This window comes from Collinsella sp. LCP21S3_D3 (genome assembly GCF_052118305.1).
Classification (GTDB): domain Bacteria; phylum Actinomycetota; class Coriobacteriia; order Coriobacteriales; family Coriobacteriaceae; genus Collinsella.
Map to the genome: position 1 here is coordinate 1 of NZ_JBQKHK010000013.1, position 26,777 is coordinate 26,777.

General features: G+C 57.9%; 24 protein-coding genes, 6 tRNA genes and 1 pseudogene. 2 read left to right on the top strand and 29 right to left on the bottom strand.

Translation table 11 applies throughout. The features are described 5' to 3' along the window. Positions 1-61 precede the first annotated feature (61 nt). The 3 genes from ACTQ1S_RS06840 to ACTQ1S_RS06850 all read right to left on the bottom strand — a co-directional run bounded on the left by ACTQ1S_RS06840 (position 62) and on the right by ACTQ1S_RS06850 (position 1,695). Positions 62-601 (bottom strand): HAD-IIB family hydrolase, encoded by a 540-nt coding sequence (locus ACTQ1S_RS06840; protein ID WP_441547359.1) that lies wholly within the window; start codon positions 599-601, stop codon positions 62-64. A gap of 83 nt (positions 602-684) precedes the next feature. Further along, positions 685-1,263, bottom strand: coding sequence for an urease accessory protein UreE (locus tag ACTQ1S_RS06845; protein WP_441547360.1), 579 nt, complete (start codon positions 1,261-1,263; stop codon positions 685-687). Positions 1,264-1,266: 3 nt separating this feature from the next. Further along, a complete protein-coding gene (locus ACTQ1S_RS06850) occupies positions 1,267-1,695 on the bottom strand; it encodes an FKBP-type peptidyl-prolyl cis-trans isomerase (protein ID WP_427727768.1) in 429 nt (142 codons plus the stop codon). A 120-nt stretch (positions 1,696-1,815) separates the two neighbouring features. Here ACTQ1S_RS06850 and ACTQ1S_RS06855 point away from each other — a divergent pair, with 120 nt between their 5' ends. Further along, positions 1,816-2,829 carry a dipeptidase gene (locus ACTQ1S_RS06855; protein ID WP_441547361.1) on the top strand — a complete coding sequence of 338 codons (1,014 nt, stop codon included), beginning with the start codon at positions 1,816-1,818 and terminating at the stop codon, positions 2,827-2,829. A gap of 74 nt (positions 2,830-2,903) precedes the next feature. Then, positions 2,904-3,680, top strand: a complete 777-nt coding sequence (locus tag ACTQ1S_RS06860) for a M48 family metallopeptidase (protein WP_441547362.1) — start codon at positions 2,904-2,906, stop codon at positions 3,678-3,680. A gap of 6 nt (positions 3,681-3,686) precedes the next feature. Here the strand turns inward: ACTQ1S_RS06860 and folB are convergent, their stop codons facing one another. The 26 genes and pseudogenes from folB to gap form a co-directional block, all read right to left on the bottom strand. Further along, on the bottom strand, positions 3,687-4,172 hold the full coding sequence (folB, locus tag ACTQ1S_RS06865; protein WP_441048575.1) for a dihydroneopterin aldolase: 486 nt from the start codon (positions 4,170-4,172) through the stop codon (positions 3,687-3,689). 43 nt (positions 4,173-4,215) lie between these two features. Then, complete coding sequence (locus ACTQ1S_RS06870) at positions 4,216-4,797, bottom strand: HD domain-containing protein (protein ID WP_441547363.1); 582 nt, start codon at positions 4,795-4,797, stop codon at positions 4,216-4,218. A 2-nt stretch (positions 4,798-4,799) separates the two neighbouring features. Continuing rightward, the gene (gene folE, locus ACTQ1S_RS06875) at positions 4,800-5,357 is read right to left on the bottom strand and encodes a GTP cyclohydrolase I FolE (RefSeq protein WP_427718613.1); all 558 of its coding nucleotides are present in this window, start codon (positions 5,355-5,357) and stop codon (positions 4,800-4,802) included. A gap of 67 nt (positions 5,358-5,424) precedes the next feature. Further along, positions 5,425-6,006 carry an anaerobic ribonucleoside-triphosphate reductase activating protein gene (gene nrdG, locus ACTQ1S_RS06880; RefSeq protein WP_441015851.1) on the bottom strand — a complete coding sequence of 194 codons (582 nt, stop codon included), beginning with the start codon at positions 6,004-6,006 and terminating at the stop codon, positions 5,425-5,427. Between the two features lie 426 nt (positions 6,007-6,432). Further along, positions 6,433-8,655: an anaerobic ribonucleoside-triphosphate reductase gene (gene nrdD, locus ACTQ1S_RS06885; protein WP_427718616.1), complete on the bottom strand. Its 2,223-nt coding sequence runs from the start codon at positions 8,653-8,655 to the stop codon at positions 6,433-6,435. Between the two features lie 567 nt (positions 8,656-9,222). Beyond that, a complete protein-coding gene (locus tag ACTQ1S_RS06890) occupies positions 9,223-9,417 on the bottom strand; it encodes a hypothetical protein (RefSeq protein WP_441547364.1) in 195 nt (64 codons plus the stop codon). A gap of 204 nt (positions 9,418-9,621) precedes the next feature. After that, positions 9,622-9,696 (bottom strand) — tRNA-Val (locus ACTQ1S_RS06895). 3 nt (positions 9,697-9,699) lie between these two features. Next, positions 9,700-9,775, bottom strand: a tRNA-Gly gene (locus ACTQ1S_RS06900). 33 nt (positions 9,776-9,808) lie between these two features. After that, positions 9,809-10,075, bottom strand: a complete 267-nt coding sequence (locus ACTQ1S_RS06905; RefSeq protein ID WP_427727887.1) for a hypothetical protein — start codon at positions 10,073-10,075, stop codon at positions 9,809-9,811. 32 nt (positions 10,076-10,107) lie between these two features. Continuing rightward, positions 10,108-10,908, bottom strand: a pseudogene (locus tag ACTQ1S_RS06910) (alpha-amylase family glycosyl hydrolase). A gap of 140 nt (positions 10,909-11,048) precedes the next feature. After that, a tRNA-Gly gene (locus ACTQ1S_RS06915) sits at positions 11,049-11,124 on the bottom strand. Positions 11,125-11,166: 42 nt separating this feature from the next. Continuing rightward, positions 11,167-11,240, bottom strand: a tRNA-Cys gene (locus ACTQ1S_RS06920). A gap of 35 nt (positions 11,241-11,275) precedes the next feature. Next, positions 11,276-11,351: transfer RNA gene (locus ACTQ1S_RS06925), tRNA-Gly, on the bottom strand. Between the two features lie 105 nt (positions 11,352-11,456). Then, positions 11,457-12,203, bottom strand: a complete 747-nt coding sequence (locus ACTQ1S_RS06930) for an anti-sigma factor antagonist (protein ID WP_441547365.1) — start codon at positions 12,201-12,203, stop codon at positions 11,457-11,459. An 81-nt stretch (positions 12,204-12,284) separates the two neighbouring features. After that, positions 12,285-14,630 (bottom strand): SpoIIE family protein phosphatase, encoded by a 2,346-nt coding sequence (locus ACTQ1S_RS06935; protein WP_441547366.1) that lies wholly within the window; start codon positions 14,628-14,630, stop codon positions 12,285-12,287. 59 nt (positions 14,631-14,689) lie between these two features. Further along, positions 14,690-14,779: transfer RNA gene (locus ACTQ1S_RS06940), tRNA-Leu, on the bottom strand. A 590-nt stretch (positions 14,780-15,369) separates the two neighbouring features. After that, the gene (locus ACTQ1S_RS06945; protein WP_154517434.1) at positions 15,370-16,398 is read right to left on the bottom strand and encodes an ABC transporter ATP-binding protein; all 1,029 of its coding nucleotides are present in this window, start codon (positions 16,396-16,398) and stop codon (positions 15,370-15,372) included. After that, complete coding sequence (locus ACTQ1S_RS06950; RefSeq protein ID WP_154517437.1) at positions 16,399-17,490, bottom strand: ABC transporter ATP-binding protein; 1,092 nt, start codon at positions 17,488-17,490, stop codon at positions 16,399-16,401. Between the two features lie 2 nt (positions 17,491-17,492). After that, positions 17,493-18,383, bottom strand: a complete 891-nt coding sequence (locus ACTQ1S_RS06955) for an ABC transporter permease (protein ID WP_370450642.1) — start codon at positions 18,381-18,383, stop codon at positions 17,493-17,495. A gap of 59 nt (positions 18,384-18,442) precedes the next feature. Continuing rightward, positions 18,443-19,480 (bottom strand): ABC transporter permease, encoded by a 1,038-nt coding sequence (locus ACTQ1S_RS06960; RefSeq protein ID WP_304212150.1) that lies wholly within the window; start codon positions 19,478-19,480, stop codon positions 18,443-18,445. 155 nt (positions 19,481-19,635) lie between these two features. Beyond that, the gene (locus ACTQ1S_RS06965; RefSeq protein ID WP_441547367.1) at positions 19,636-21,312 is read right to left on the bottom strand and encodes a peptide ABC transporter substrate-binding protein; all 1,677 of its coding nucleotides are present in this window, start codon (positions 21,310-21,312) and stop codon (positions 19,636-19,638) included. Positions 21,313-21,606: 294 nt separating this feature from the next. After that, a complete protein-coding gene (gene secG, locus ACTQ1S_RS06970; protein ID WP_006236144.1) occupies positions 21,607-21,861 on the bottom strand; it encodes a preprotein translocase subunit SecG in 255 nt (84 codons plus the stop codon). 166 nt (positions 21,862-22,027) lie between these two features. Further along, a complete protein-coding gene (gene gpmI / locus ACTQ1S_RS06975) occupies positions 22,028-23,581 on the bottom strand; it encodes a 2,3-bisphosphoglycerate-independent phosphoglycerate mutase (RefSeq protein ID WP_304212185.1) in 1,554 nt (517 codons plus the stop codon). Between the two features lie 5 nt (positions 23,582-23,586). After that, positions 23,587-24,354 carry a triose-phosphate isomerase gene (gene tpiA / locus ACTQ1S_RS06980; RefSeq protein ID WP_154517452.1) on the bottom strand — a complete coding sequence of 256 codons (768 nt, stop codon included), beginning with the start codon at positions 24,352-24,354 and terminating at the stop codon, positions 23,587-23,589. Next, entirely contained in the window at positions 24,347-25,537 is a 1,191-nt protein-coding gene (locus ACTQ1S_RS06985; protein WP_304212190.1) for a phosphoglycerate kinase, read from the bottom strand. Before ACTQ1S_RS06985 ends, tpiA begins: the two co-directional genes overlap by 8 nt. Positions 25,538-25,677: 140 nt before the next feature. Beyond that, positions 25,678-26,703 (bottom strand): type I glyceraldehyde-3-phosphate dehydrogenase, encoded by a 1,026-nt coding sequence (gene gap, locus ACTQ1S_RS06990; RefSeq protein ID WP_154517458.1) that lies wholly within the window; start codon positions 26,701-26,703, stop codon positions 25,678-25,680. Between the last annotated feature and the right edge of the window lie 74 nt (positions 26,704-26,777).

Genomic DNA, 26,777 nt, shown 5'->3' on the forward strand with positions numbered 1-26,777 from the left:
GTCCTTTCCTAGAACCTGTTGTTGTGGTGATTTCAGATTCTAGGACGAAGGCCGTTCTTCGTTAAACGAGCGCTAGGGTGTCACCCTTACACCAACATTTTCGACGCGATCCCGCCGGCTGCTCTGTCTCGGGCGTTTGAAACGCGATCTTAATGACGTCCTCGTCGATGTCCTCGGGGCGGTCGACCACCGCCACATCGCAATGGACCTCGTAGCGCAAATGGTCGACGAATGCATCGTTGCCGCTTATGGTGTAGAGGTGTCCCTCGCAGGAAAGGGTCACGTCGGCATGGGGATACGCAACCACGGCATTCGCGATATCCATAGCAAGGTTACGCTCCATGGAACGCCTGACAACGGCACGCCCCTCGCTCATCACGAGGGCTCCGTTTTCGCATACATAGGCGAGCTCATCGGCCACCGGGGCAAACAGATAGCGCAAGCTCGCATATTGACGGCCGCTCGCCGGCATAAACACGATGCCACGACGATGCAGCTCATCGATGAGCTCAAAGGCCTCGGAACGCGGCTCGCACTCCCCCGGATGCAGCAACGTGCCGTCCAAATCGCATGCAATCAGCTTGATTCCCTCAAGACCCATATGCTTTCCCCCACAGCACCTCATCAACAGCAAGACGGACTTTGAATAGCTGCCTCTCAAATTCCGTCTTGCTCATACGCACGTTAACCGCGCGCCTTTTTTACGATCGTAAAGTCGGGAGCCATGCTCACAACGGCATACGCCGCACTCGACGCAAAACGCCGGTCCGTATCGAGTTCACGGCTAACCACCGAGAGCATAACGCCCTCGACGCCCCGGAGCATGCGGCCCAAAACAGGCTGCACCGGCGTATACATGCGCACGGTATGCTCGTCCGAATCGCCTCGGAAAAGCGGCGCGTGCATATTGCCGATCTCCCAGCACGCATGCGCGAGCGCAATCGGATCCATGCGGTCGACTTCGACCAAATAAACCTCGGCGCTGCGCAGGCGCACGACAACCGCCACGGGCACCATGCCCGAACGGTCGATGGCGAGCACGTCGCCGTCGGCAAGACGACTGCCGTCGGCAGTATCCAGCCGAACATCGACCGTGCGCCCCAGCTCCGTCACGCCCGCAAACGCGCATACATCAGCCTGGTCCCAATCGAGCAGCAGCTCGTCAACTTCAAAGATGCCACCCAGCTCCCGACGAAGCAGGAGTTCATAGGACGGATCGTTGAGATTTCCCAAGCATGTCGTCGAAACCAGGCGTTCAGGCATACTCTAACCCTCGACCTCGACGAGCTCGATATCAAAGTTGAGATCCTTGCCGGCCAGTTCGTGGTTAGCATCGAGCGTCACGGCCTCGGGCGTCACATCGATGACAACGGCAGGGACAGGCATGCCGCTCGGCGTGGACAGGAAGAGCTTCATGCCCTTCTCGATCTGCTCGATGTTGGGAACCTGCTCGGCCGGGAAGGTGATAACCATCTCGGGATTGTGCTCGCCGTAGGCATCGGCAGCAGGAATGTGCACGGACTTCTTCTCGCCCACCTGCATGTCGACAACAGCGGCATCGAAGCCCTTGATCATCTGACCGGCACCGCAGGTGAACTCCAGCGGCTCGCCGCGATCGTAGGAGCTATCGAACTGCGTGCCATCGTCGAGCGTGCCGCGATAATGAGTCTTGACCTTCTTGCCCTGGTTGGACATGGAAACCTCCGTGATAAGGGCGGCACACAACGCGGGCCGCCATGAACGTATGGCGCTAACTATACCCTAGTCATACAATTCGAAGACAGTTTGCAAAGAAACGCTGCAACCGGAGGAACCATGGCATATCCCGTATTTGACTTGCACTGCGACACCGCCGACCGCATCGGCTGGGCCACGCTCGATCTCGACCTGCGCTTTACCGCCGGCACCGACGGTTATTTCCCCGGCGACGAGACGCATCCGCAAGATTTCGACCTCATCGAGGGCAATGCCTGCGCCATCTCGCTCGCAAAGATCGGCAACACGCCGTGGGCACAGTGCTTCGCCACGTTTATCCCCGACGAGATTCCCACCGCCCACGCCGCGCGCTTCCAGGCGCAGATCATGGCGCATATGAGCGGCCAGGCCATGCTCAACCACGACCGCATGGTCAACGTGCGCAGCGCCGCGGACATTCGCCCCGCGCTCAAGGACGGCAAGGTCGCCTGCATCCACACCATCGAAAACGCCACGTTCTTTGCCGAGGACCCCGCACTGATCGAGGTGCTCAAGAGCTTGGGCGTACTCATGTCATCACTCAGCTGGAACGCGCAGGGGCCGCTCGCGAGCGGACACGATACCCACGCCGGCCTCACCGCCGCCGGCATCGAGGCACTTACGCAGATGGAGCACGCCGGCATGGTGCTTGACGTCTCCCATCTCAACGATGAGTGCTTTGACGAGGTCGCCGCCCGCGCCACGCGTCCCTTCGTCGCCAGCCACTCCAACTCCCGTGCGGTTTGCGGCGCCAAACGCAACCTTACCGACGACCAGTTCCGCACCATTCGCGACATGGGTGGCATCGTCGGCCTCAACTACTGCAGCGAGTTCCTTTCCAACGACGCAACCGACAAGACCGCCGCAGACGTCACCTTCGATCAGCTAGCGGCACATATCGAGCACTGGCTCGACCTGGGCGGCGAGGACGTCATCGCGCTCGGCGGCGACTGGGACGGCGCCACGGTGCCCGTTTTCCTCTCCGATGCCAGCAAGATGCCCGAGTTCCAGAACATGCTCTCCAAGCATTTTGGCAAGACCGTGATGCAAAAGCTCTGCAGCGACAACGCGCTTGCCTTCTTTGAGCGTTATTAATTTCACATCCCTTGAGCGGGCCGGCATGCCGAACGGTCGACATGCCGGCCCGTCCCCAATCTGAAGGACCGCTTTTGACGCAGCAGTTTACGATTTCCGTATCCCGACCGGATGGGATGCCCATCCCCGTCGTCGTTACCAAAAAGCGTGTCAAGAACTTCAACCTACGCGTCACATCGAGCGGTGAGGTCCACGCCAGTGCGCCGCTCGGTGCCACCCGCGAGCGTATCGAAGCATTTGTGAAGCGCAACAGCGCCTGGATTATCAGCCGACTTGCCCAGCGCGAGCAACGTCAGGCGACGGCGCAAGAGCCGCTCAGCCCCTCGTCCATCATTGCGCTTTGGGGCAAGCCCATCACGGTACAAGATGCGCTCGATCACAACTTTGCATCACCCGCACCGCGACCCAAACAGGCCACCTTCGCAAGTTTTATGGGTACCGACGAGCCAAGTGGGCGCGCGCAGGCAAAGCAGCGCACGGCCCTCGACGGCCTAACGCCCGATGAGCTCCAAGCCCGCATCGACCAGCTCTATACATCCGAGGTCACCACGGCGCTGCGCGATATGGTGCGCACATACGAAATCGCAATGGGTGTCGTCGCTTCCCGCGCTTCCGTGCGCAGCATGAAAACGCGCTGGGGCTCGTGTACGCCCAAAACCGGTGCCATTCGCATCGCACGCGAGCTTGCCGCCTACCCCGTCGAGTGCCTTGACATGGTTGTCGCCCACGAGCTCGTCCACTTGCTCGAGCCAAGCCACAATCAGCGGTTTCACGCCCTGCTCGACACGTACTGCCCCAACAATAGAGCTCTGTCGCAGCGGCTCAAGCAGCCACCCATAGAGACGTATTAGAACCGGTTAGCGCACGCGCTCGATCTCGACACCGCAGCTTGCCAGGGGAAGACCGACGGGTGCCCAAGGCTTATCGAGCTTAACACGCACGCCGAGCAGCAGAGGGTAACGACGTAGCAGCATCTGGGCCACGCCCTCGGCTGCGGCCTCGATGAGCTTAAACGTATGCTCGCGCAGATAGCCATCGACATCGTGGCACACCGAGCCGTAATCAATCGAGGCATCCAGGTTATCGTGCTCCCCTGCTGCACGCAGGTCGGCATAGAGCACCAAGGACACGATGAACTTCTGACCCAGGGCGTTCTCCTCGGGATACACGCCGTGGTTGGCAAAGACCTCAAGACCTTCAACGGTGATGCGATCGGCATGGCGCAGATCGTCATAACTCACGTGGGGCACCGCCGTTGCGGTGGATATTTCGCCCCTTCCACGGCGGGCGAGCTCGGCGCCTTCAGTCTTGGTTGCATTCTCGGGCAGTTTCTTGTTACCCATCGCGATCGTCTCCTTCGTTTAGAACCCCGACCGCGCAAACCAACTACACGCGAATCGACAGGTTCTTTTTATCATCGCTCCAGTTGCAGGCATTGCGCGCGGGGCATGCAAAGCAGGCGCGCGACGCTTTGTCAGCTGCATAGAGCAGACGCTCAAGCGGTTGGCTGTTCACGCGCAGCTTTCTATGGCCTAAAATGGCCGTCTTAATGGCCGCGGCATCGGCCGGATCAAATGCCACGTCATCGGGCATGCCGCCAAGAATCGCATCAGCGACGCGCTCGCTTGCAACATCATGGGATATACCCGATTCATACTGTTCATCTTTGCCGATATCGTGAAGAAGTGCCGCGGCGTAGATGACCTCGCGGTCAAATTCGAGCTGTTCCTCAAGATTCTTAATCCACATAATGCGCGCGACATCCAGCAGATGGTCAATACCGTGGCGGCAAAAGATGCGCCCCGATTCCAACTGTGCAATGTTGCCCAGGTGCCGCCGGAACAGCCCGTTGGCACAAATGTAATCAATGCGAGGCATGGCGCCAAAGGGAGTCAGGCCCGAAGCCATAAAACCGCGGCGCGGCGTCCCCTCATCGGTCTTCGATGTAAAGTCGTTGACGACTCTCATGGTTAGCGGCCCAGCATCCTAAAGAATCGCTCCTCGAGCGCGGGATCGGTCTCAAAGACACCGCGACGAGCAAGCGTTACGGTCTTGGTACCGGGCTTTTGCACGCCGCGCATGGTCATGCACATATGCTCGGCTTCCATCAGCACGATCGCCCCTTGGGGAGCAAGATATTCCATGAGGGCATCGGCAACCTGCGCGCACAGCTGCTCCTGCAGCTGCAGACGACGGGCATAGACCTCAACCGTGCGAGCAAGCTTAGACAGACCCGCCACGCGACCGTTAGGGATATAGCCGATCGCAGCCTTGCCATAAAACGGCAGCAGATGGTGCTCGCACAGCGAGTAAAACGTAATGTCGCGCTCGATAACCAAATCGTTCGAAGCGACGGCAAAGGTTTTGGACAGGTGCTCCTCGGCACTCCGGCCCATACCGCCGGCAATCTCGCCATACATACGGGCGACGCGTGCCGGGGTCTCCAGTAGGCCCTCACGAGTTGGGTCCTCGCCTATACCTTCAAGCAGCAGCTTAATAGCAGTCTCGACTTTTTCCTGATCGACCATCTGGGCCTCACTTTTTTCGATTTCGCGTTCGCGCTATGGTACCACGCTGGCACGCAACCTCTTCCAGCTACATAGTATGGGTCGAATAGACCGGATCGTCCCGCCAAAGCTCCACAGCGTCGCAAAGCGCAACGCCCTCGCGCGCAGCACGAGCGCGCGAGGCGTTCATGTCGATCACACGCTGATTACTCGAGCCCCTAAAGCGCAACGAGATATCGTACAGATCTTGAACGAACGGACCGTCCACCAGCATGTCGAGGCAAGCAAGGATACGGTCCGTCACGTCGGTATGGTGACGGCCACCCGGCATTAGTTCCTCGAGCACGTCACCGGTAAAGCACCAAATGGTCTTCCCAGACTCCACAGGGTAGGTCGCACGCACGCGTTCGATAAAATCAACGAGCCCCGCCTGGTTCTCGGGTTCCATAGGCTCCCCGCCCAGAATCGTCAGGCCATCAATAAAGGGATGATCAAGACTCTCGATGATTTTGTCCTCGACGGCACGATCGAACGGTTCACCCGCGGCAAAGTCCCACGCGACGGAGTTAAAACAATTCTTGCACCCACGACGGCACCCACTCACAAACAGAGAAGTACGAACGCCTTCTCCATCAGCAATGTCGAAATACTTAATGTTCGCGTAGTTCATAGGTAACCTTCCTGGGGGTCTGGAGCATATCATCCCGTCCTCAAACATTCTCGGCCTTCGGCCTGCGAAACTGCGGGCGGGACGATATGCTCCAGATCCCTCGCGAGCGACACTCGGTGAACAAAGCGAACATCGAGTATGGGGTTCGAGGTCCAATAAAAACTGGGTTGCGGCTCAACCGCCATCGCAAGTAAATCGCAGCTGCAGCTCGAATTATTTCCGCCAAGAACTTCGAGGAGTGAGCAGACCGCATACTGCATCTCAGCTACATCAACTTGGCTGCCCCGTAGCGAGGCCCCGGACCTTTGCTCGATATGAGTTCCGCACGAACAGGAGGCGCCAGTGGCGCCTCCGTCGTGAGCCAGGGCTGTCCGAAATAGCGAGTAAAGGTCCGGGGCCTCGCTACGGGGCAGCCTGGGATGGTTATTAGAGATGCAGCACGCGATCGCGGATCTCCTCGGTTCGACCCTGGTTCCAGAACTGGGTACCGATGTAGCCGCACGTGCGACGGGCGACATTCATCTTCTCCTGGTCACGATTGCCGCAATTGGGGCACTCCCACACCAGTTTGCCATCGTCCTCGACAATGCGAATCTCGCCGTCATAGCCGCACACCTGGCAGTAATCGCTCTTGGTGTTGAGCTCGGCGTACATGATGTTGTCGTAGATGTACTGCATTACGCGAATGACCGCCTTGAGGTTGTCCTGCATGTTGGGAACCTCAACGTAGGAGATAGCACCGCCCGGCGAAAGCTGCTGGAACATACCCTCAAACTTAAGCTTGTCGAAGGCATCGATCTCCTCGGACACGTGGACGTGATAGCTGTTAGTAATGTAGCCCTTGTCCGTCACGCCCGGGATAATGCCGAAACGGCGCTGCAGGCACTTGGCGAACTTGTAGGTCGTCGACTCAAGCGGGGTGCCGTACAGCGAGAAGTCGATATCGCTTTCGGCCTTCCACTCGGCGCACTTGTCGTTCATGTGCTGCATGACGGCCATGGCAAACGGCGTGCCCTCCTTCTCGGTGTGGCTGTGGCCCGTCATGTACTTGACGCACTCATACAGACCGGCGTAACCCAGGCTAATGGTGGAATAACCGCCCACGAGCAGCTTGTCGATCGTCTCGCCCTTCTTAAGGCGCGCCAAGGCACCGTACTGCCAAAGAATCGGCGCAGCATCCGAAAGCGTGCCCATCAGGCGCTCATGACGGCACAGCAGGGCGCGGTGGCACAGCTCAAGGCGCTCATCGAAGATCTTCCAGAACTTGTCCATGTCCTGATGCGAGCTCAGCGCAACATCGGGCAGGTTGATGGTCACAACACCCTGGTTAAAGCGACCATAGTACTTAGGCTTGGTCGGGTCATAGTTCAGAGCGTTGGCGACATTGTTAAAGCCGTTGCCCGAACGGTCGGGCGTCAGGAAACTGCGGCAACCCATGCAGGTATAGCAATCGCCGTTGCCGGCGGTCTCGCCCTTAGACAGTTTGAGCTCGCGCATCTTCTTCTCGGAGATGTAGTCGGGCACCATGCGCTTGGCGGTGCACTTGGCGGCGAGCTTGGTCAGATAGAAGTACGGCGAATCCTCGCGGATGTTATCGTCCTCGAGCACGTAGATGAGCTTGGGAAACGCCGGGGTGATCCACACGCCGGCTTCGTTCTTAACGCCCTCATAGCGTTGACGAAGCGTCTCCTCCACAATCATGGCAAGGTCGTGCTTCTCCTGGGGCGTACGGGCCTCATTGAGATACATAAAGACCGTCACGAACGGCGCCTGGCCATTCGTGGTCATAAGGGTCACGACCTGATACTGAATCGTCTGGACGCCGCGACGAATCTCATCGCGCAGGCGTTCCTCAACGACCTCGCGAACCTTCTCGGCAGATGCCGAAACACCGAGCTCCTCAAGCTCGCGAGCGACCTCGCCGCGAATCTTTTGACGGCTCACCTCAACGAACGGGGCGAGATGGGTCAGCGAAATAGACTGACCGCCGTACTGGGAGGAAGCAACCTGGGCGATAATCTGCGTCGCGATGTTGCAGGCGGTCGAGAAGCTGTGCGGCTTCTCGATCAGCGTGCCCGAGATAACGGTGCCGTTCTGGAGCATGTCCTCCAGGTTCACCAGATCGCAGTTGTGCATGTGCTGGGCAAAGTAATCCGAATCGTGGAAATGGATCAGGCCCTCATTATGGGCATCCACGATCTCCTGGGGCAGCAGCACGCGTTGGGTCAGGTCCTTGGAAATCTCGCCGGCCATATAGTCGCGCTGAACGGAATTGACGGTCGGATTCTTATTGGAGTTCTCCTGCTTAACCTCTTCGTTATTGCACTCGATCAGCGACAGGATCTTGTCGTCGGTCGTGTTCTTTTGGCGCTTCAGGCTCTGAACATAACGATAGATGATGTAGCGGCGAGCGACCTCGTAGCAGTCGAGACGCATGATCTCGTCCTCGACCAGATCCTGGATCTCCTCGACCGATACGGTATGGCCGGCCTTCTCACATGCCTCGGCGACGTTTTGCGCCGCGTAGATCACCTGGCGGTCGGTAAGACGAGAGCCCTCCTCGACCTCCAAGTTGGCGGCGCGAATCGCATTGACGATCTTATCGATGTCAAAGGCAACCTCGGTGCCGCTGCGCTTGATGATCTTCATCCTCTTGCCTCTTTCGCGTCGTAATCCCATTGCGCTTCAGAGCCAAACGATGCCTGGCAGGGCTTGTCCCTGTCTTGCGGCGCCGTCGCGCAATCTGTGTTCTCGATAAACCATAGGTCCTCATGCGGACAATCCTCGCGGCCGATCAAGCGGCTCAAAGGCGTGTCCAAATGGGACGAACAAGGTCTTCGTTCTCTGTCCGACATCTATCATACGACAAAGACGCCTCTATATCCTGTATTCTTTTTTTAGGTTAAACACAACATATAGTGTTTCAGCAGGTCAAAGCAATTGGTCATTTTACAGACACATTAATTATGAGGGTTTCTTGGCAAGTCGGTAAAACGTTACCAACGCGGCTACCTGCAAGGCAGTTATAAAACCCCCTAGTCAAGCCGCCGACAAATCCTACCAAAACCAAGCCGCTCACGCGAAAAGAATCCAAAAGATTATGCTTGACCAACATGTTGCGGTCGAATGCCGGCGGACGGAGCGACGGGGCTGCAAACGCTCGGAAGACTACAGCCCCGGCACCCCGTCCGCCGGCATTCGATAGGCGAGGAGCTATTAGTTCTCTTCGCGAGCTATCATGCGGCCGAGAGCCGCTGTAAAGGGATCGAGCAGCACGCCGGCGATAACCACAAAAGCCCACCCCTTTGTGACAAGGCCCGCCCAGCGCGCGAAGAACGCACGGCCTTCAATCGTTCCGAATCCTCCCTGGAAGGCAATCTCGCCAAAACCGATCACCATAAAAGATTGCACGGGGGTCAACCATGGAAACGCGGGCGACGTGCACGGTTATGATCAAAATAATCATCTCCCACGAGACCAAGAGGCCAATAACGACAAATTATGCTGGGCAGCAAATGCAACGTGAAAAGGCGACCGAGGTCGATAATTTGACGGCATATTATGTGTATTTATAACAAAACAGTCCAGAAGCAAAGCCTCTGGACTGCGAACATTTGGTGGGCGTTACAAGATTTGAACTTGTGACCTCTTCCGTGTCAGGGAAGCGCTCTCCCCCTGAGCTAAACGCCCAAATGGAGCGGACAACGGGGCTCGAACCCGCGACTCCAACCTTGGCAAGGTTGTGCTCTACCAACTGAGCCATGTCCGCTTACGGGGATTAATCTTACGTGATACCCGCATCCTATGCAAGAACTTTTTTTGAAAAGTTTTGCGACGCCCTCGCGAACCTCACGAAGACATCAGCCACCTCAAAAAGGCCGAGCTCCTCACCCTGATACACGTATGCCGAGCCCGGAAGCGCCAGCTCAAGCAAAAGGGCCGCCCGCGCGCGGCGCTCGCCGAGTTCACGGTCCTCGTCATAAGACGACCCGTCGCGCAAGAGCCAGTCGAGCGCAATCTGGTGGTAGCGCGTCGCCTTGATTTGCGGCAGGGCATAGCGCGTCGCCACGCGCGATAGATCTCGTGGACCTCGTTGCGGTCTCACAGCGGACTGGTGCCGTCGTCAACCATGTCATCGCCCTCGGCGAGATGCCACCGGTCGAGGTCATCGCGGTCGAGGTCCTTGGCGAGACCGTGCGCCACATCAATGCGAAAGCCATCAACGCCTCGATCGCTCCAAAACGTCAGGACGTCGCAAAAGAACGCATGAACCTCGGGGCGTGACCAGACAAAGTCCGGCCGCTCGGGCGTAAACATATGCAGCTACCACTGACCGTCCGCAACACGCGTCCAGGCGGGGCCGCCAAAGTTGGCATTCCAATTGGTGGGAGGCAGCTCGCCATGTTCGCCGCGACCATCGCGGAAGATATAACGGGCGCGCTCGGGCGATCCGGGGCCGGCGGCAAGAGCGGCTTTGAACCAGGGGTGCTGGTTGGATGAATGATTGGGCACGATGTCGACGATGACCTTGATGCCGCGCGTGTGAGCCGCAGCGACCATGTCATCGAAGTCGTCAAGCGAGCCGAGACGTGGGTCGACATCGCAGTAATCCGCCACATCATAGCCACCATCGACAAGAGGCGATGGGTAAAACGGGCTCAACCAGATGGCCTCGATGCCCAGCCGCTCAAGATAGTCCATCTGCTGGGTAATGCCCACGATGATACGCCCAAAGCTGATATTCGCGGCAAACAACGCCACGGCCACGCCCCAAGACGCTCGCTCCCTCTCGGGTTCGAGCCTCTGCAATGGGTACGAAAAAGCCCGGCTACCGTGGTAGTCGGGCTGTTGTGCTTGGAGCGGACAACGGGGCATCCGCGTATCCGCTTCGCGGATCCGCATCGGCTTCGGCCGCCTGCCGGCGACCTCGCCAGCTCGCTACAAACGCTCCGCGTTTGCTTAACGCTCGCTCCCTCTCGGGTTCGGGCCTCTGCAATGGGTACGAAAAAGCCCGGCTACCGTGGTAGTCGGGCTGTTGTACTTGGAGCGGACAACGGGGCTCGAACCCGCGACCCCAACCTTGGCAAGGTTGTGCTCTACCAACTGAGCCATGTCCGCATATGTAAAACAAAACGGGCGCCGGAGCGCCCGGATGTTGCCTGGAGGCGAAGCCCGGATTCGAACCGGGGGTAAAGGCTTTGCAGGCCTCTGCCTTACCACTTGGCCACTTCGCCGAAAAAGGACCGTTAAGAACGGTCCGGAAATGCAATGGAGCGGACAACGGGGCTCGAACCCGCGACCCCAACCTTGGCAAGGTTGTGCTCTACCAACTGAGCCATGTCCGCTTGCGGGTTATTAATTTACGCGAGTTATCCAAAAGACGCAAGTACTTTTTTCAAAAAAGTTGCCCAAAGCAAGTTCACGCAGGAAAATCATGTCAACCCAAGGCGCTAAGCGCACGATTCCAATGCCGAGCTAAACAGCTTCACCATCCGAACGCGTGTGCCGGCACCATCCGTGCGACGGGCAACCTCCACATTATCGACGAGCATGCGCATAAGCTTGATACCGCGTCCGCGTTCCTCGGATGCCATCGGTTCGCTCACCCCATCGATAGAATAGCCAGCGCCTCGATCAAGCACCTCAAGCACAACACGGTCCCCATAGGCCTGAATCGTCAAGATGCAGCCAACACCGCCCGCATGGTCATATGCGTTACCCAATGCCTCCCCCAACGCTAATGCGACGTCATAGCGCTCATCACGCCTCAGGGGAAGTGATTCGAGAATCTCGGCCACACGGTGCCGATAATACGGGAGATTCTCGATGCCTCGCTGCACCTTGACGCTCTTGCTCCATCGCGGCAACTCCCCCACCGGAATGGCGGGAATCGACTCCCGCACCGCACCCGCAACATGAAGGATGTCGACAAGTCGGGCAATCTCCAAAAAGCGAACGACCTCATCGGAGGCGTTAACAAGCGAAAGCAGCCCTTCTCGTCTCATAAGCTCTCTGGCACGCGTAAGCAAAAACGCCAAACCCGTCGAGTCGATAAAAGCCACGGTCTGGCAATTGATGACAACACGGCGCACGCCCCGGTCGATTAAATTATCCAACCGTCGGCGCAGCTCGGGCACCGAGGCGATATCGATATCGCCCGGTGGCGTCAAAACCGCTATGTCATTCCACTCATTCATGCGACCATGGTTCCCCAAAAGAGCTCGCTCGATGCACACTTTTCTGCAACCGTTAGGATTCTGTATGCCCAACGTCGCGACCTACGATCGGCCCCGTAAAAACTCAAGGGACACCAATGCAATGTCATCGTCCAGCGCCGAGTCGGTAAAGCGGTCAAGCTCGCCCAAGACCTTACCGCAGATGCCCGATACGCCCTCACCCGAAACAGAGAGTAGAAGGTCGCGCAGGCGTTGCTCGCCAAAGAAAGCACCCGAGCGGTCGCGCGCTTCGATCGTTCCGTCGGTATACATAAACAGCATGTCACCAGGATCGAACGTAAACACGCCCGTCTCGTACACCATGCTCTCAAAGGCACCGATCACGCCCGATTGGCACCCAAGGAGCTCCACTTCTCCCCCGCAGGTCTCTCCTCCGCCATGCGGCGTCGACGACGGCCTAATGACCATAGCGGGAGGATGTCCCGCAGAGCAATAGGTAGCGCGGCCCGCTTTAAGATCAATCTTGGCGATAAACGCCGTCACAAACGTCTCGACCCTCGAAAAGCCCATGAGCATGCTATTGAGCGAGCGGGCCATGCGAGCGGGTCCCGCACCCTCCCAGGCATAAGCCGTCAACGCCGTCTTGACGAGCGCCGACATCGACGCCGCCTCAATTCCTTTGCCGGAGACATCGCCCAATATCATAACGGCGCAATCGTCGGGAAGACGGACAAGCGTATAGAAGTCACCACCGACCAACGCCGAATTCGTTGCCGACAGGTATACCGAATCGGTTGCGATGCCCGGAACGTCGCCTAGCGAATTTCTCATGCCAATCTGAAGCGTCTGAGCGATATGACGCTCTTCACGCTTTTGAGACTCGCCCTCATAGATCAGCTCAAAGTCGTGTGCCAAATGCACCATGTAGTCGTATTCAAGGTCGTCGATTGGCTCCTGGCTGCCATCACGGAGCAGCAAAACGCGCCTCGTCGGTCCCTTGGCGATATCAGCGGGCACGATTGCATCGTTGCTTCGCGTACCATCCGCCTCCGAGTGGCAGCGCCCCGCCTCGATACCGGAGTCGACATAAAGTCCCTGACACGGCAGGCCGTGGGCTCTCAACCATGCGCCCATAGTCGTGGATTCGTCCACGCGTGTAAGGCGCACGTGCTTGAGGTCGTCGACGCTCGTCCCGCCCAGCACCGATGTCTCAAATCCATCGGAAATTGCCCCCAGGCGCGCCGCCGGCGTCGTGACAGAAAAGAAGAGTGACTCCGGATCGCCCGGCAATGCCACACGACTGCCGCCTTCAAAATCGATGACATAGGTTTCGAGGCCCGCATCATACTCCACGGGGCAGAAATGACAACTGAGCACAGCGCAGATTTCGGTCGATACCGCACGCGAGGCGGCAATAGGATCATCGAGATAGGCAAACAACTCATCGCGCAGCATGTTGAGAGAACGGCCAAGCTCTGCCGTGCGACGTGAACGTAGACTCGATGCCATGCCGACTAGTTGGATGGAGAGATAATCGCAAATGACCTCGAGCACGTTGACATCATAGGCAAGCGGCGCCTGCGGACGTTTCCAACCGACCTCCAACACACCGAGCACCTGAGTGCCATAAAACACGGGAAGACATATCTCGCTGCGGTATGGAGGCATATCTTGCATGCGTAGCAGGTGCTTAGAACGATTGTCCAGGTCCATGAACATACCCGAGGCAATCCTATCGCCCTCGAGGTCCTGCTGAATCGACAGGCGGCAGGCACGAGACTCACGGAGCACATACGTCGGGATACCCGCACCATACGGCATAAACTCGGGCAGGTAGCTGTCATACAGCTCCTTGGAAACACCGCGAAGCTTAAAACCGCCGCTCTCAGAAAAATAGATGGCAGCACCCGAGGCATCGAGGGTTCCTACAAGCTGGTTCAAAACGGTATCCAACAAACTAGGCAGCTCATCGGAGCCCATCGTGCTCATAATGACCGACAACGTGCCCGAGAGGCGCTTATTCGCCACTCTGAGCTCCGAAAGCGCACGCTTGAGCTGACGGTCATGCGAATACTGTTCTTCGATACTATGGAGCGCCACGAGAACACGCGGCGCACGGCGGCCAAAGATACGAGGCGGCGTAACCGAGCCGGCACAAACTAGGACGGGAATAAAGGAGCCGTCACTTAGCTTAAGCATCAACTCGCTCTCGGTACCATTGGTCTCAAAAGGAAGACGATGTTCTGTCGCGCGTTCAAATGCTGACGAGTACAAGAGATCTTTAACGTCCCCGTTGATCACATCGGAACGTTCCTCGCAGATCAAGTCGAGCAAGCGATTGTTTACATGCAAAATGGTTCCGTCGAGCTCGCAGATAATGACAGCATCGCTCGTAATATCGACCAATTGGGCAACGTCAACCCACTCATTGCGCTCAAGCGTTTCCATCGTGAACCTCACCGTCTATCGGTAACAAAAAAGCCTCCGAAGAGGCTTCTCAAATGCGATGGTGTCGGAGGCGGGACTTGAACCCGCATGACCAAAAAGCGGTCACTAGCACCTCAAGCTAGCGCGTCTGCCAATTCCGCCACTCCGACATGCTATATTGTTGATTCGCAGTTCGTTTTGTTGGACCCGCGCTTTCAACGAGGAAGATAATAACCTATGATTCGAGAACTGTGCAAGCACTTTTTTCAAAAAAGTTTACGAATTTGAAAATGCGCAGGTAGACTGACCTGTTCGGGCAGGAATGAGGTTGCCTTCCAACGCGTCCTCGGGCATGCGGCATTATTTTGATCTGCGCTTCGCGCTACAAAATAATGCCGCCCCCTGCGGAATGCGTTGGAAGGCAACCTCATTCCTGCCCTAGGGGCACATGCTTCATGCACAGTTCTCAAACATGTTCTGGGGCTGATATAAATTTGGTGGCTCGGCTTTGCCGAGCCCTTTTATGGGGAGGCCGGAGCTAAAGCTCCGGCCTCGCTATCTTTCCCATTAGATTAAGTGAGCGATCAGGGAACCGCATTCCACCTGCCGAGTTGCCGCAGGGCCTGCCCTGGTGTTGCTTTTCAGAACATTCCGCAGGACGGAGGAAGCCCCGCAGCGCGTAGCGCGCAGCGGGGCTTCCGACATGTCCGAGGACGTTCTGAAAAGCAACACCAGGGCAGGCCCGGACTAAAACAACCGACTACAGGTCGATATGCGATTCCTTGATCGGGAACGGCTCGGCGAAGTGGCAGGCGCAGCAGTGGCCCGGAGCAACTTCCCTAAACTCGGGAAGCTTCTCGGAGCAGATGCCCTGCGCGATCGGGCAGCGCGTGTGGAAACGGCAGCCAGTCGGCGGATCCAGCGGTGACGGCGGATCGCCTGCAAGGATGATGCGCTTACGGGACTTTTGGATATCCGGATCGGGAACCGGCACGGCAGACAGCAGCGACTGCGTATACGGGTGGTGAGGCTCGCTATAGAGCGTCTTCCAGTCAGAAACCTCGACCACCTTACCCAGATACATAACGGCAACGCGATCGGAGATGTGCTGAACGACGGACAGGTCGTGGGCGATAAACAGATACGCCGTACCAAACTTGTCCTGCAGTTCCTTAAGCAGGTTCAGAACCTGGGCCTGAATGGATACATCCAGAGCGGATACCGGTTCGTCACAGATAATCAGCTTGGGCTTCAGCGCAAAAGCGCGGGCAATGCCGACACGCTGACGCTGGCCACCCGAGAACTCATGAGGATAGCGGTTGATGTGCTCGGGGTTCAGTCCGACAACGTCGAGAAGCTCGCGGACGCGCTCAATGCGCTCCTCCTTGGTTCCCACGCCGTGAATGGTCATGGGTTCGGAGACGATCTCGCCGATGGTCATGCGAGGATTCAGCGAGGCATAAGGATCCTGGAAGATAAACTGCATCTCGCGACGCATATCCTTGATCTCATGCTTGCTCATTTCGGCAACATCTTTACCCTGGAAGAACACCTTACCGGCGGTCGGCTTGGTCAGGCGCATGATGGTGCGACCCGTAGTGGACTTACCGCAACCAGACTCACCAACCAGACCAAAGGTCTCACCAGGATAAATCTCAAAAGAGATGTCGTTTACAGCAGAGACGACGCGCTTGGAAAAACGCTTGGCGAACATGCCGGACTCTGCGGGGAACTCCTTAGAGAGGTGCTCGACCTTCAGTAGCGGAGTGCGCTCGTTATTGTCTGCCATTTACGCCTCGCCTCCCTTCTTGGAATCCTTACGCGTGCGGGACGTCTCAGGGGCGTTCTTGAGGAACTCGGGGTCACCGGAATAATGGCACGCAGAATAGTGGCCGGACTCGGTGACAAAACGCTCGGGGCGCTGCTTGCGGCACTTATCGGTCGCATAGGGGCAACGAGGCGAGAACACGCAACCCTCGGGCAGGTTCATGAGCGAAGGCGGGTTGCCGTGAATCGGCGTAAGCGGCTTCTTCTCATCGATGGCCTGCTCCGGGATGGAGCGAATCAGGCCCCAGGTATAGGGGTGACGGCTCTCGTAGAAGATTTCCTCAGCAGTACCGAACTCGACGGGACGGCCGGCGTACATAACCATGATCTTGTCGGCCATATCGGCGACAACACCCAGGTCATGGGTAATCATGATGATGGCGTTGCCGTTCTTCTCCTGCATTTCCTGCATAAGCTCAATAATCTGAGCCTGAATGGTAACGTCCAGGGCAGTCGTGGGCTCGTCGGCAATCAGAATATCGGGATCGCAGGCAAGGGCCATGGCAATCATGACGCGCTGACGCATACCACCAGAAAACTGGTGCGGATACTCATTGACGCGTTTCTCGGGCTCGGGAATGCCAACGAGGTCCAAAAGCTCGGTGGCGCGCTTGAGCGCCTCCTGCTTGGAGTAGCCACGGTGCAGACGAAGGCCCTCACCCACCTGCTTGCCGATCTTATAGACCGGGTTCAAGGAAGTCATAGGATCCTGGAAGATCATCGCGATATCGTTGCCACGAATGTGCTGCATCTCTTCCTCGGTCATCTCGAGGATAGAACGACCGCGATAGCGAACGTCACCGCCCTCAATCTTTCCCGGAGGCATCGAGATAAGACCCATGATGGTCATGGCGGTCACGGACTTACCGGAGCCGGACTCACCGACGACACCCAGGGTCTCGCCACGATCGAGCGTGTAGGACACACCATCGACAGCGCGAACGACGCCATCCTCGGTGTGGAAATACATCTTAAGGTCATCAACCTCGAGCAGATGCTGGCCCTCGGGAACCGGCTGGTCCTTCAGGTCCACATAGTTCTTGTTCTTCTTCATCCTTATGCGTCCTTCATCTTGACGTCGAGGGCGTCGCGCAGACCGTCACCCAGCAGGGTGAAGGCGAGCACCGTCGAGAGAATTGCCAGACCGGGCATGATCATCATCCAGGGAGCAGTCAGAAGATACTGCTGGCCGTCCTGAATCATGGAGCCCCACGAAGGCGTAGGCGGAATAACGCCCATGCCGAGGAAGGACAGAGCGGACTCGGTCAGAATGGCGCCACCAATGTTCATAGTCGCGTAGACCACGATGGAGGCAACGGAGTTCGGGAAGATGTGACGCACGACGATACGAGCATCAGATGCACCCATCGCGCGCGCAGCGTCAACATAGTCGTTTTCCTTGACCGTCAAGATCGCGGATCGGAAGACGCGCGCAATCGAAGGCCAGCCAAGAATACCGATGGCGATAAAGACGTTCTGAAGACCACGGCCGATAACGGCGATCATGGCGACAACGAACAGCACGTACGGGAACGCAAGGAAGATGTCCGCACAGCGCATGATGATCGTATCCCAGATGCCGCCGTAGAAACCGGCCAGAGCGCCCATGACCAGACCAATCACCGTGGAGATCGCAGTGGCCATAATGCCGACGGACAGCGAAACGCGTGCACCGTAGATAACGCGGACGAGAATGTCACGGCCAAGGGAGTCGGTGCCAAACGGGTGCTCTGCACACGGAGCCAGCAGCGACGTCTCGGCCATGGTGGTCGAATCGGAAGCCGTCGGCGAACCGAGCCAGGGCTTAGCCCACAGATCTGCGGTCAAGGCAACCACAACGACGATAATGATCCAGCAGACACCGATAACGGCGAGCTTGTTCTTACGAAGACGCTTAAAAGCGTCGCCCCACAGCGTGCGAGACTTGGCGGGAGCAGATGCGGCCATGGTGGCGGTAGCCTGCTCCTGAGACTGAGAATCAGTTTCCTGCATGAGACGTACCTCCCTTAGGCCTTATCCGACGGACCGCCAAGGCGGATGCGCGGGTCGAGGAATGCATAGCTAATGTCGACGAGCAGGTTGATCACCATGACGACGACGACGATGAGCGTAACGCCGCCCATAACGATGGGCCAGTCACGCATGCTAATGGCGCGATAGACCTCATAGCCGATACCGGGCCAGTTAAAAACCGTCTCGGTCAGGATGGCGCCCGAAAGCATGGCACCAAAGTCGACACCAATATAGGTAACGACGGGGATGAGTGCATTCTTAAGCGCATGCTTGATGATGATCGCGCGATTGGAGAGACCCTTGGCCTTTGCCGTACGGATGTAATCCTGGCTCATGACGTCAAGCAGCTGCGAGCGCATAATGCGGGCGGCATAAGCGGTCGAAACCGAAGCCAGCGTAATGGTCGGAAGCACATAGTGCATCCAATCCTGATACTGAGAACTGGAACCACCGGCACCCGAGATCGGCATGGAGAATGCACCACCCGTGGCGTCCTTGAGAATGACGCCAAAGAACAGCTGCAGCAACATACCGAGCCAGAAGGCCGGGACGGCAACGAGGATCGACGTGGTGAGCGTTACCAAAATATCCCAGAAGGAATAACGCTTTACCGCCGAAATGATACCCGCACCGATACCCATGATTGCCTCGAGTACGATGGCGCATGCGGCAAGTTTGACCGTATACGGATACTTCTGGGCAAAGATTTCCGTAACCGGCAGCTTGCGCTGATAGGAATTACCCAGATCGCCATGAAGCAGGCCGTTCATGTAATACAAGTAACGGTCCACGAGCGACGTTTGAACGGGGTCGCCGTTCTCGTCAAGGATCGCGTTGCCGTCCTCGTCCGATTGGACCAGGTGATAGCGGACGCGAAGCTGAAGCTCCACCTCGGGGGACAGAGCCTTGTCTCCACCGATCAGCTTGATCGGATCTCCCGGCACGATATTCTGGAGGGCGAACAGAATCAGCGTAACGCCCAAAAATACCGGGATGAACTGAAGCACACGTTTAACGATGTACTTACCCATACCACTCCCCTATCTAGGGATTAACCTAAATGGGATGCCGATCGCCAGACCGGCATCCCAAAATTACCATCAGCCAGTTTACCCCAGGTTAGGGGGAACTGTATGTTTCCCATGAGGTCTACGTAAAAACTTGACCCTCACCAAAGCTGCAAATCTTATGCGAGCTCAGCGGTACCCAGATCAGCATGCTTCTGCGGATCAACATAGAGGTGCTTGATGCGGTCGGAACCAGCGAGGGTGTGCGTGTAGAACATCAGCGGGATGACCGGGCAGTCAGCAGCGACGATTGCGTCGGCCTCCTGCATCTTAGCGACGCGCTCTTCGTCGTCAATCGTGGTACGGGCCTCGTCGACCTTGGCGTCGAACTCGGGGTTGTTGTAACCAGAACGGTTGTCGCCACCGAGGGAGTCGGAGTGGAACAGCGGATACAGGAAGTTGTCCATGATCGGGTAGTCGGCAATCCAGCCCAGACGACCGAACTGATAGTTGAGGTTCTGGTACTGCTCGAGCAGGGCAGACCACTCGGGGGTATCGGAGACGGCGGTAATGCCAACCTTGGCAAGGTCACCGATGATGGACTCCATGATCTCCTTGTGGCCACCGTCCTGGTTGTAGGACAGAGTCACGTTAATGCCACGATCACCGTTGGCGTCAGCGGGAGCAACCTTGTCGAGGTACTCGTTAGCCTTGTCGACGTCATAGGCGCAGAACTCCCATGCGCCCTCCTTGTAGCCATCGATGCCCGGAGGAACAATGCCGTCAGCGGGGGTGCGGGTACCCTTGAAGATGGTCTTGCAGATGGCCTCACGGTTGATGGCCAGGGAGATACCCTTACGCAGATCGGCGTTGTTGAACGGCTCGGCCGTGGTGTTGCAGGTCAGGTAGTAGGTGGAAGGCTCGGCACCGAGCAGCATGCGCTCGCCGTCGCCCATGGTGTAGCCGTCCTTGGACTCGCCGCGATCCTTCTTGGCGGCGTCGATCTGAGCAACGGGAACGTCGCAGATGTCAAGGTTACCGGCCTGGAACTCCTTGTAAGCGGTCTCCACGTCCTTGATGACCTGGAAGTGGATGCCATCGATTTTGGCCTTGTCGCCATAGTAATCGTCGAACTTCTTGAGGTTGATCTCCTGACCATCCTCCCACTTGCCGTCCATCATGAACGGGCCGTTACCGATCGGGGCAAGGTAGAAGCTCTTGACATCGGACTCAGCGCACTCGGGAACCGGGGACAGAGCCGGATGAGAGGCGACGAAGGGGAAGTCGGCGTAAGCGGAAGTCAGCTTGACGACGAGGGTCTCATCGTCAGGGCAGGTAACACCGCTAAGCTCAGTAGTGTTACCGGCAAGCAGATCGTCATAGCCCTCGACCATGGAAAGGTGATAGGAGACCTCGGAAGGACCATACTCTTTAGCGACAGCGGACTTGGTGCTGACCAGACGCTCCCAACCGAGCTTGAAGGACTTGGAGGTAACGTCATCACCGTTGTGGAACTTGGCCTTCTTGATCTTGAAGGTAAACTCGGTGGCGTCGTCGTTGGCCTCGAAGGACTCGCAAGCCAGCGGAACGATCTCGCCCTTCTCGGCGTCATAAGAGGTCAGAGCGTCAAAGAGCTGGTACTCGACCTGAGTGCCCTGGTCCTCCTGGACATTGTAGGGGTCGATGCAGACCGGGTTATTGATGTAGAAGTTCAGCGTCGAACCGGACTCAGAACCGGAAGCGTCGCCGCCCTTCTTGCCGCATGCGGCAAGAAAAGCCATGGAGCTCGCAGCAAGGGTACCGCCGACAAAGGCGCGACGACCCATAACGGGCTGGTGGAACATAGAATCAGCCATGCCATCCTCCTTATGAGATAGGACAAAGAAATGTTCAGTCGGACATATGTCGAGACAATCCGATCCGAACTATCGAAACGCCGCCCGTTGCTATGGCTGGTTATGCACAACAGGCCAACGTTTTCAATACAGTAGCGCATTTTATGCACGGTTTGGGGCTAATTCCGGTTAACGGTCGAGAATTTCTTTAGTTGGGCGCAGTATGTGGTGATATTCTGACTCTGTTACAAATATGTAAACAAAAAGGGTCCCGCACTTGCGGAACCCTTTTCAATTATTTTATGCGGCTCGTGCTTAGTAGCCCACGATGCCCTGCGGGAAGAAAAACATGCAGAGCACGACGCACACGGCAAACACGACAGCCATGATGACGGTCAGGCGGTCAAGGTTCTGCTCCATAACGCCCGTGGCAGAGCTGGAGTTATACAGCGAGCTGGCAATCATATCCGAAACGCCGGTGCCCTTACCGGAATGCATCAGGACGAGAATCGTCAGCGCCACGGCAGAGACAGCCCAAACTACAAACAGCAGAATCTGAAACGGACCCATAGAGAAGCTCCTTAATAGAACAATTCAAACTCTAGTACTGTACCACAACCCCCGACACTCCCCACCTGCCATTTGGGGACGAGGTAGAAATGGCAGAAATACCAAAAAAAGGGGGGTTGCCCGAATATGGTCAACCCCCTTGCAAAGAAACGCTTGGCGTTTTCTCTTAGGCCTCGGTCGCGAGCACGCGGCCCGTCATCTCGGCGGAAGGCTCCAGACCAGCCATGGTGAGCATAGTCGGGGCGATATCGGAAAGTCGACCGTCCTCGATACCGGTGAGCTGTGCCTTCTCATCAACGATGATGAACGGCACGCGGTTGGTGGTGTGAGCCGTAAACGGATGCTTGGAACCGTCGGAAGCAACGTCAAACATGTGATCGGCGTTGCCGTGGTCGGCGGTAATCAGCGCAAAGCCGCCCTTAGCGAGAATCGCCGGGACAACCTTGGACAGGGCATCGTCAACAGCCTCGACGGCCTTAACGGCCGCGTCGAAGACACCGGTGTGACCAACCATGTCGCAGTTCGCGAAGTTCACGATGTAGAAATCAGCGCGGTCCTCGTTGATGGCAGCGACGAGCTTCTCGGTAACCTCGGGAGCGCTCATCTCGGGCTGCAAATCGTAGGTAGCAACCTTGGGGGAAGCGACGAGCACGCGCTCCTCGCCCTCCTTGGGCTCCTCGATGCCGCCGTTAAGGAAGAACGTCACGTGGGCGTACTTCTCGGTCTCGGCGGTGTGCAGCTGCTTCAGGCCATTGGCTGCGATAACGTCAGCCAGAACGTTCTCGGGGAACGTCTTGGGGAAGGCGACCTCGACGTCAAACGTCGGATCGTATTCGGTCATCGTCACAAAGTGCGAGAGCTTGATCTGCTCGCGCTCAAAGCCGTCGAACTCCTTGTCCGTGAACACGCGGGTCATCTGACGAGCGCGGTCGGGACGGAAGTTGAAGAAGATGGCCGCGTCGCCCTCGTGGATGCCCTCGTTGTGGGCGGCGAACGGCTCAACGAACTCATCGCCGCGCGGATCCTTCTCGTAGTAGGCCTTGATACCGGCAACGGGGTCGGTATCGGCATCGGACGCATTGACCATGACGTCGTAGGCGCGCTCGATGCGCTCCCAACGGTTGTCGCGGTCCATGGCCCAATAACGGCCCGAGACGGTAGCAACGCGAGCGTCGCAACCAGTCTCCTCGGAGATCTTGGCCAGGAAGGCGCAGAACTCGCTCATGTAGCCGGCACCGGACTGCGGATCGACGTCGCGGCCATCCATAAAGGCGTGAACGCGAACGGTCTTAATGCCATACTGGGCAGCCATCTTGACCAAGGCCTCGACATGGTTCATGTGAGAATGAACACCGCCGGGGCTCATAAGGCCCATGAGGTGCAGGGTCTTGCCCTCGGCCTTGACGTCATCCATAGCCTTGACGAAAACCTCGTTCTTGGCGATGGAGCCGTCCTTGATGGCGTTGTTGATGCGCGAAAGCTCCTGAAACACGATGCGGCCGGCACCGATGTTGAGGTGACCCACCTCGGAGTTGCCCATCTGGCCGTCGGGAAGGCCCACGTCCTCGCCCGAAGCACCGAGCGTGGTGTGAGGATACTTCTCGTACAGGCTATCGAGGAAGGGCGTCTTGGCGGCAGCGACGGCGTTCTCGCCGTCGGCCGGAGCCAAGCCGCAGCCATCCATGATGATTAGGAGTGCAGGAAGATGACGCTGTGCCATATGCCCTACTCGCCTGCCTTGACGACCATAGAGGCGAAGTCGGCAGCCTTGAGCGAAGCGCCGCCCACGAGGGCGCCGTCAACGTCGGGCTTGGCAACAAGCTCAGCGATGTTGGCGGGCTTGGCGGAGCCACCATAAAGAACGCGGATGCCGTTGGCGAGCTCCTCGCCGAACATCTCCTTGAGGGTCTCACGGATAGCGCCGCAGACCTCCTGAGCGTCCTCGGCGGTAGCGGTCTTGCCGGTGCCGATGGCCCAGATGGGCTCGTAGGCGACGACGACCTGCTTGGGGCAGGTGATCTCAAGACCCTCGAGACCAGCCTTGACCTGGTTCACGACATGCTCGACATAGGTGCCGGCCTCGCGAACCTCAAGGGACTCACCGCAGCAGAAGACGGGAACAAGACCGGCGGCAACGAGAGCCTTAGCCTTCTTGTTCTGGTCCTCATCGGTCTCGTGGAAGTAGTCACGACGCTCGGAGTGGCCGATGATGCAGTAGGTGCAGCCAGCGGACTTGAGCATGTCGCAAGAGGACTCACCGGTGAAGGCACCCTTGGCCTCCCAGTACACGTTCTGTGCACCGAGGGCGATGGGGGCAGCCTGAATGCGGTCATGAACCGTAGTAATGTCAATGGTCGGAGGGCAGACGAGCACCTCGACGCCAGCCGGAACCTCGGGTAGAGCCTGGGCCAGCTCGTCGGCGAGCTTGGCAGCCTCGGCGACGTCGTTGTTCATCTTCCAGTTACCAGCGATAAGAAGGGTGCGATTAGGCATCGAGAAGCGCCTCCACTCCGGGCAGGGCCTTACCCTCGACGAGCTCCATGGAAGCGCCACCGCCGGTGGAGATCCAGCTCATCTTGTCGGCCAGGTTAAACTTGTTGACGGCTGCGACGGAATCGCCACCACCGATGATCGAGGTGCAATCAGCCTCGGCGACAGCCTCGGCGATAGCCTGGGTGCCGTGAGCGAAGTTGTCGAACTCAAAGACGCCCATGGGGCCATTCCAGAATACGGTCTTGGCGCCCTTGACGGCCTCGGCGTAGAGCTCCTCGGTCTTGGGGCCGATGTCCATGCCCTCACGGTCGTCGGGGATAGCGTCGGAAGCGACAACCTCGGGGACAGCGTCCTCGCCAAAGTGGTCGGCAACACGGTTGTCGATGGGGAGCAGGATCTTGACGCCCTTCTCCTCGGCCTTCTTGAGCATCTCGCCAGCGCGCTCGACCCAGTCCTCTTCCTTGAGGGACTGACCGACGGTCATGCCCTGAGCCAGGAAGAAGGTATAGGCCATGCCGCCACCGATAATCAGGGTGTCGGCGGAGTCGATAAGGTGATCGAGAACGCCGATCTTGGAGGAAACCTTGGAACCGCCGACGATGGCGACGAAGGGACGCTCGGGTTCGGCGAAGATACCGGTCAGCGTGTCGACCTCCTTCTCCAGAAGGAAGCCAGCGACTGCGGGCAGGTAAGCGGCGGGACCCACGACGGAACCCTGGGCGCGGTGAGCGGTACCGAAGGCGTCGAGGACGAAGACGTCGCCATAGGAAGCGAGGGTCTTGGCGATCTCGGGATCGTTCTTCTTCTCACGCTTGTCAAAACGGACGTTCTCGAGAACGAGGACCTTGCCCGGCTCGACGGCGGCGACGGCCTCGGCGGCCTTCTCGCCATAAGTGTCGGCGACAAAAGCAACATCGAGACCAGAGAGCTCGGCGAGCTTCTTGGCGACGGGCTCGAGGGAAAGCTCGGGCTGGAAGCCGGTGCCCTCGGGACGGCCAAGGTGGCTCATGAGGATAACGCGAGCATTGTGCTCAACGAGATAGTTGATGGTGGGCAGGGCAGCCTTGATACGGGTGGTGTCGCCAACGACGCCATCCTTGATAGGCACGTTGAAGTCAACGCGGACGAGAACGCGCTTGCCGTCGACATCAATGTCGCGGACGGTCTTCTTGGTAAAGGCCATGTTTGCTTCTACCTTTCGTACGTGTCTGCCTCCCATTACGGCAGACGATTTCTTATAAAAAGGGCGCGACCTTAGGGTGTAAGCCCTATAAGGCCGCGCCCTTTTTTAGACGCTCAACGAGCTATTCGCTAAAAGCCAAATTAAGCAACGAACTTCTCGAAGTACTTGATGGTGCGGACCATCTGAGAGGTGTAGGAGTTCTCGTTGTCGTACCAAGAGGTAACCTGAACGAGGGTCTGACCGTTGCCGAGGTCAGAGCACATGGTCTGAGTGGCGTCGAAGATGGAGCCATGGGTCTCGCCGATGATATCGGTGGAGACGATGTCGTCCTCGTTGTAAGCGAAGGTCTCGGAGATGGTGGCAGCGTAGGCCTTCATAGCGGCGTTGACCTCGTCGGCGGTAACCTTCTTGTCAACGACAGCGTAGAGGTTGGTGAGGGAGCCGGTCGGCGTCGGGACGCGCTGGGCGGCACCGATGAGCTTACCGTTGAGCTCGGGGAGAACCAGGCCGATAGCCTTGGCAGCACCGGTGGTGTTGGGGACGATGTTGACGGCGCAGGCGCGGCTACGACGCTTGTTGCCCTTGCGCTGCGGGCCGTCGAGCGGCATCTGGTCGCCAGTCCAGGCGTGAATGGTGGTCATGATGCCGGACACGATGGGAGCGAAGTCGTTCAGACCCTTGGCCATCGGGGCGAGGCAGTTGGTGGTGCAGGAAGCAGCGGAGATGATGTTGTCCTCAGCGGTCAGCGTCTCATGGTTGACGTTGTACACGATGGTGGGCAGATCGCTGCCGGCCGGAGCGGAGATGACGACCTTCTTGGCACCAGCGTTGATGTGGGCCTGAGCCTTAGCCTTGCTGGTGTAGAAGCCAGTGCACTCGAGAACGACGTCGACGTCGAGGTCGCCCCAAGGCAGGTTGTTGGCGTCGGCCTCCTTGTAGATCTTGATCTCCTTGCCGTCAACGGTGATGGAATCCTCGCCAGCGACGACCTCGTGATCGCGAGCATAGTTGCCCTGCGTGGAGTCGTACTTCAGCAGGTAAGCGAGCATATCGGGAGAGGTGAGGTCGTTGATAGCGACGATCTCGGAGCCCTCATGACCGAACATCTGACGGAAGGCCAGACGACCGATGCGACCGAAGCCGTTAATAGCAACCTTTACTGCCATTGTGTCTCCTTTCGTAAGGCCCCCGCAAGCTACAGCGCCCGCCGTTGAGGCCCACAAACTAACCACTCGCCTAA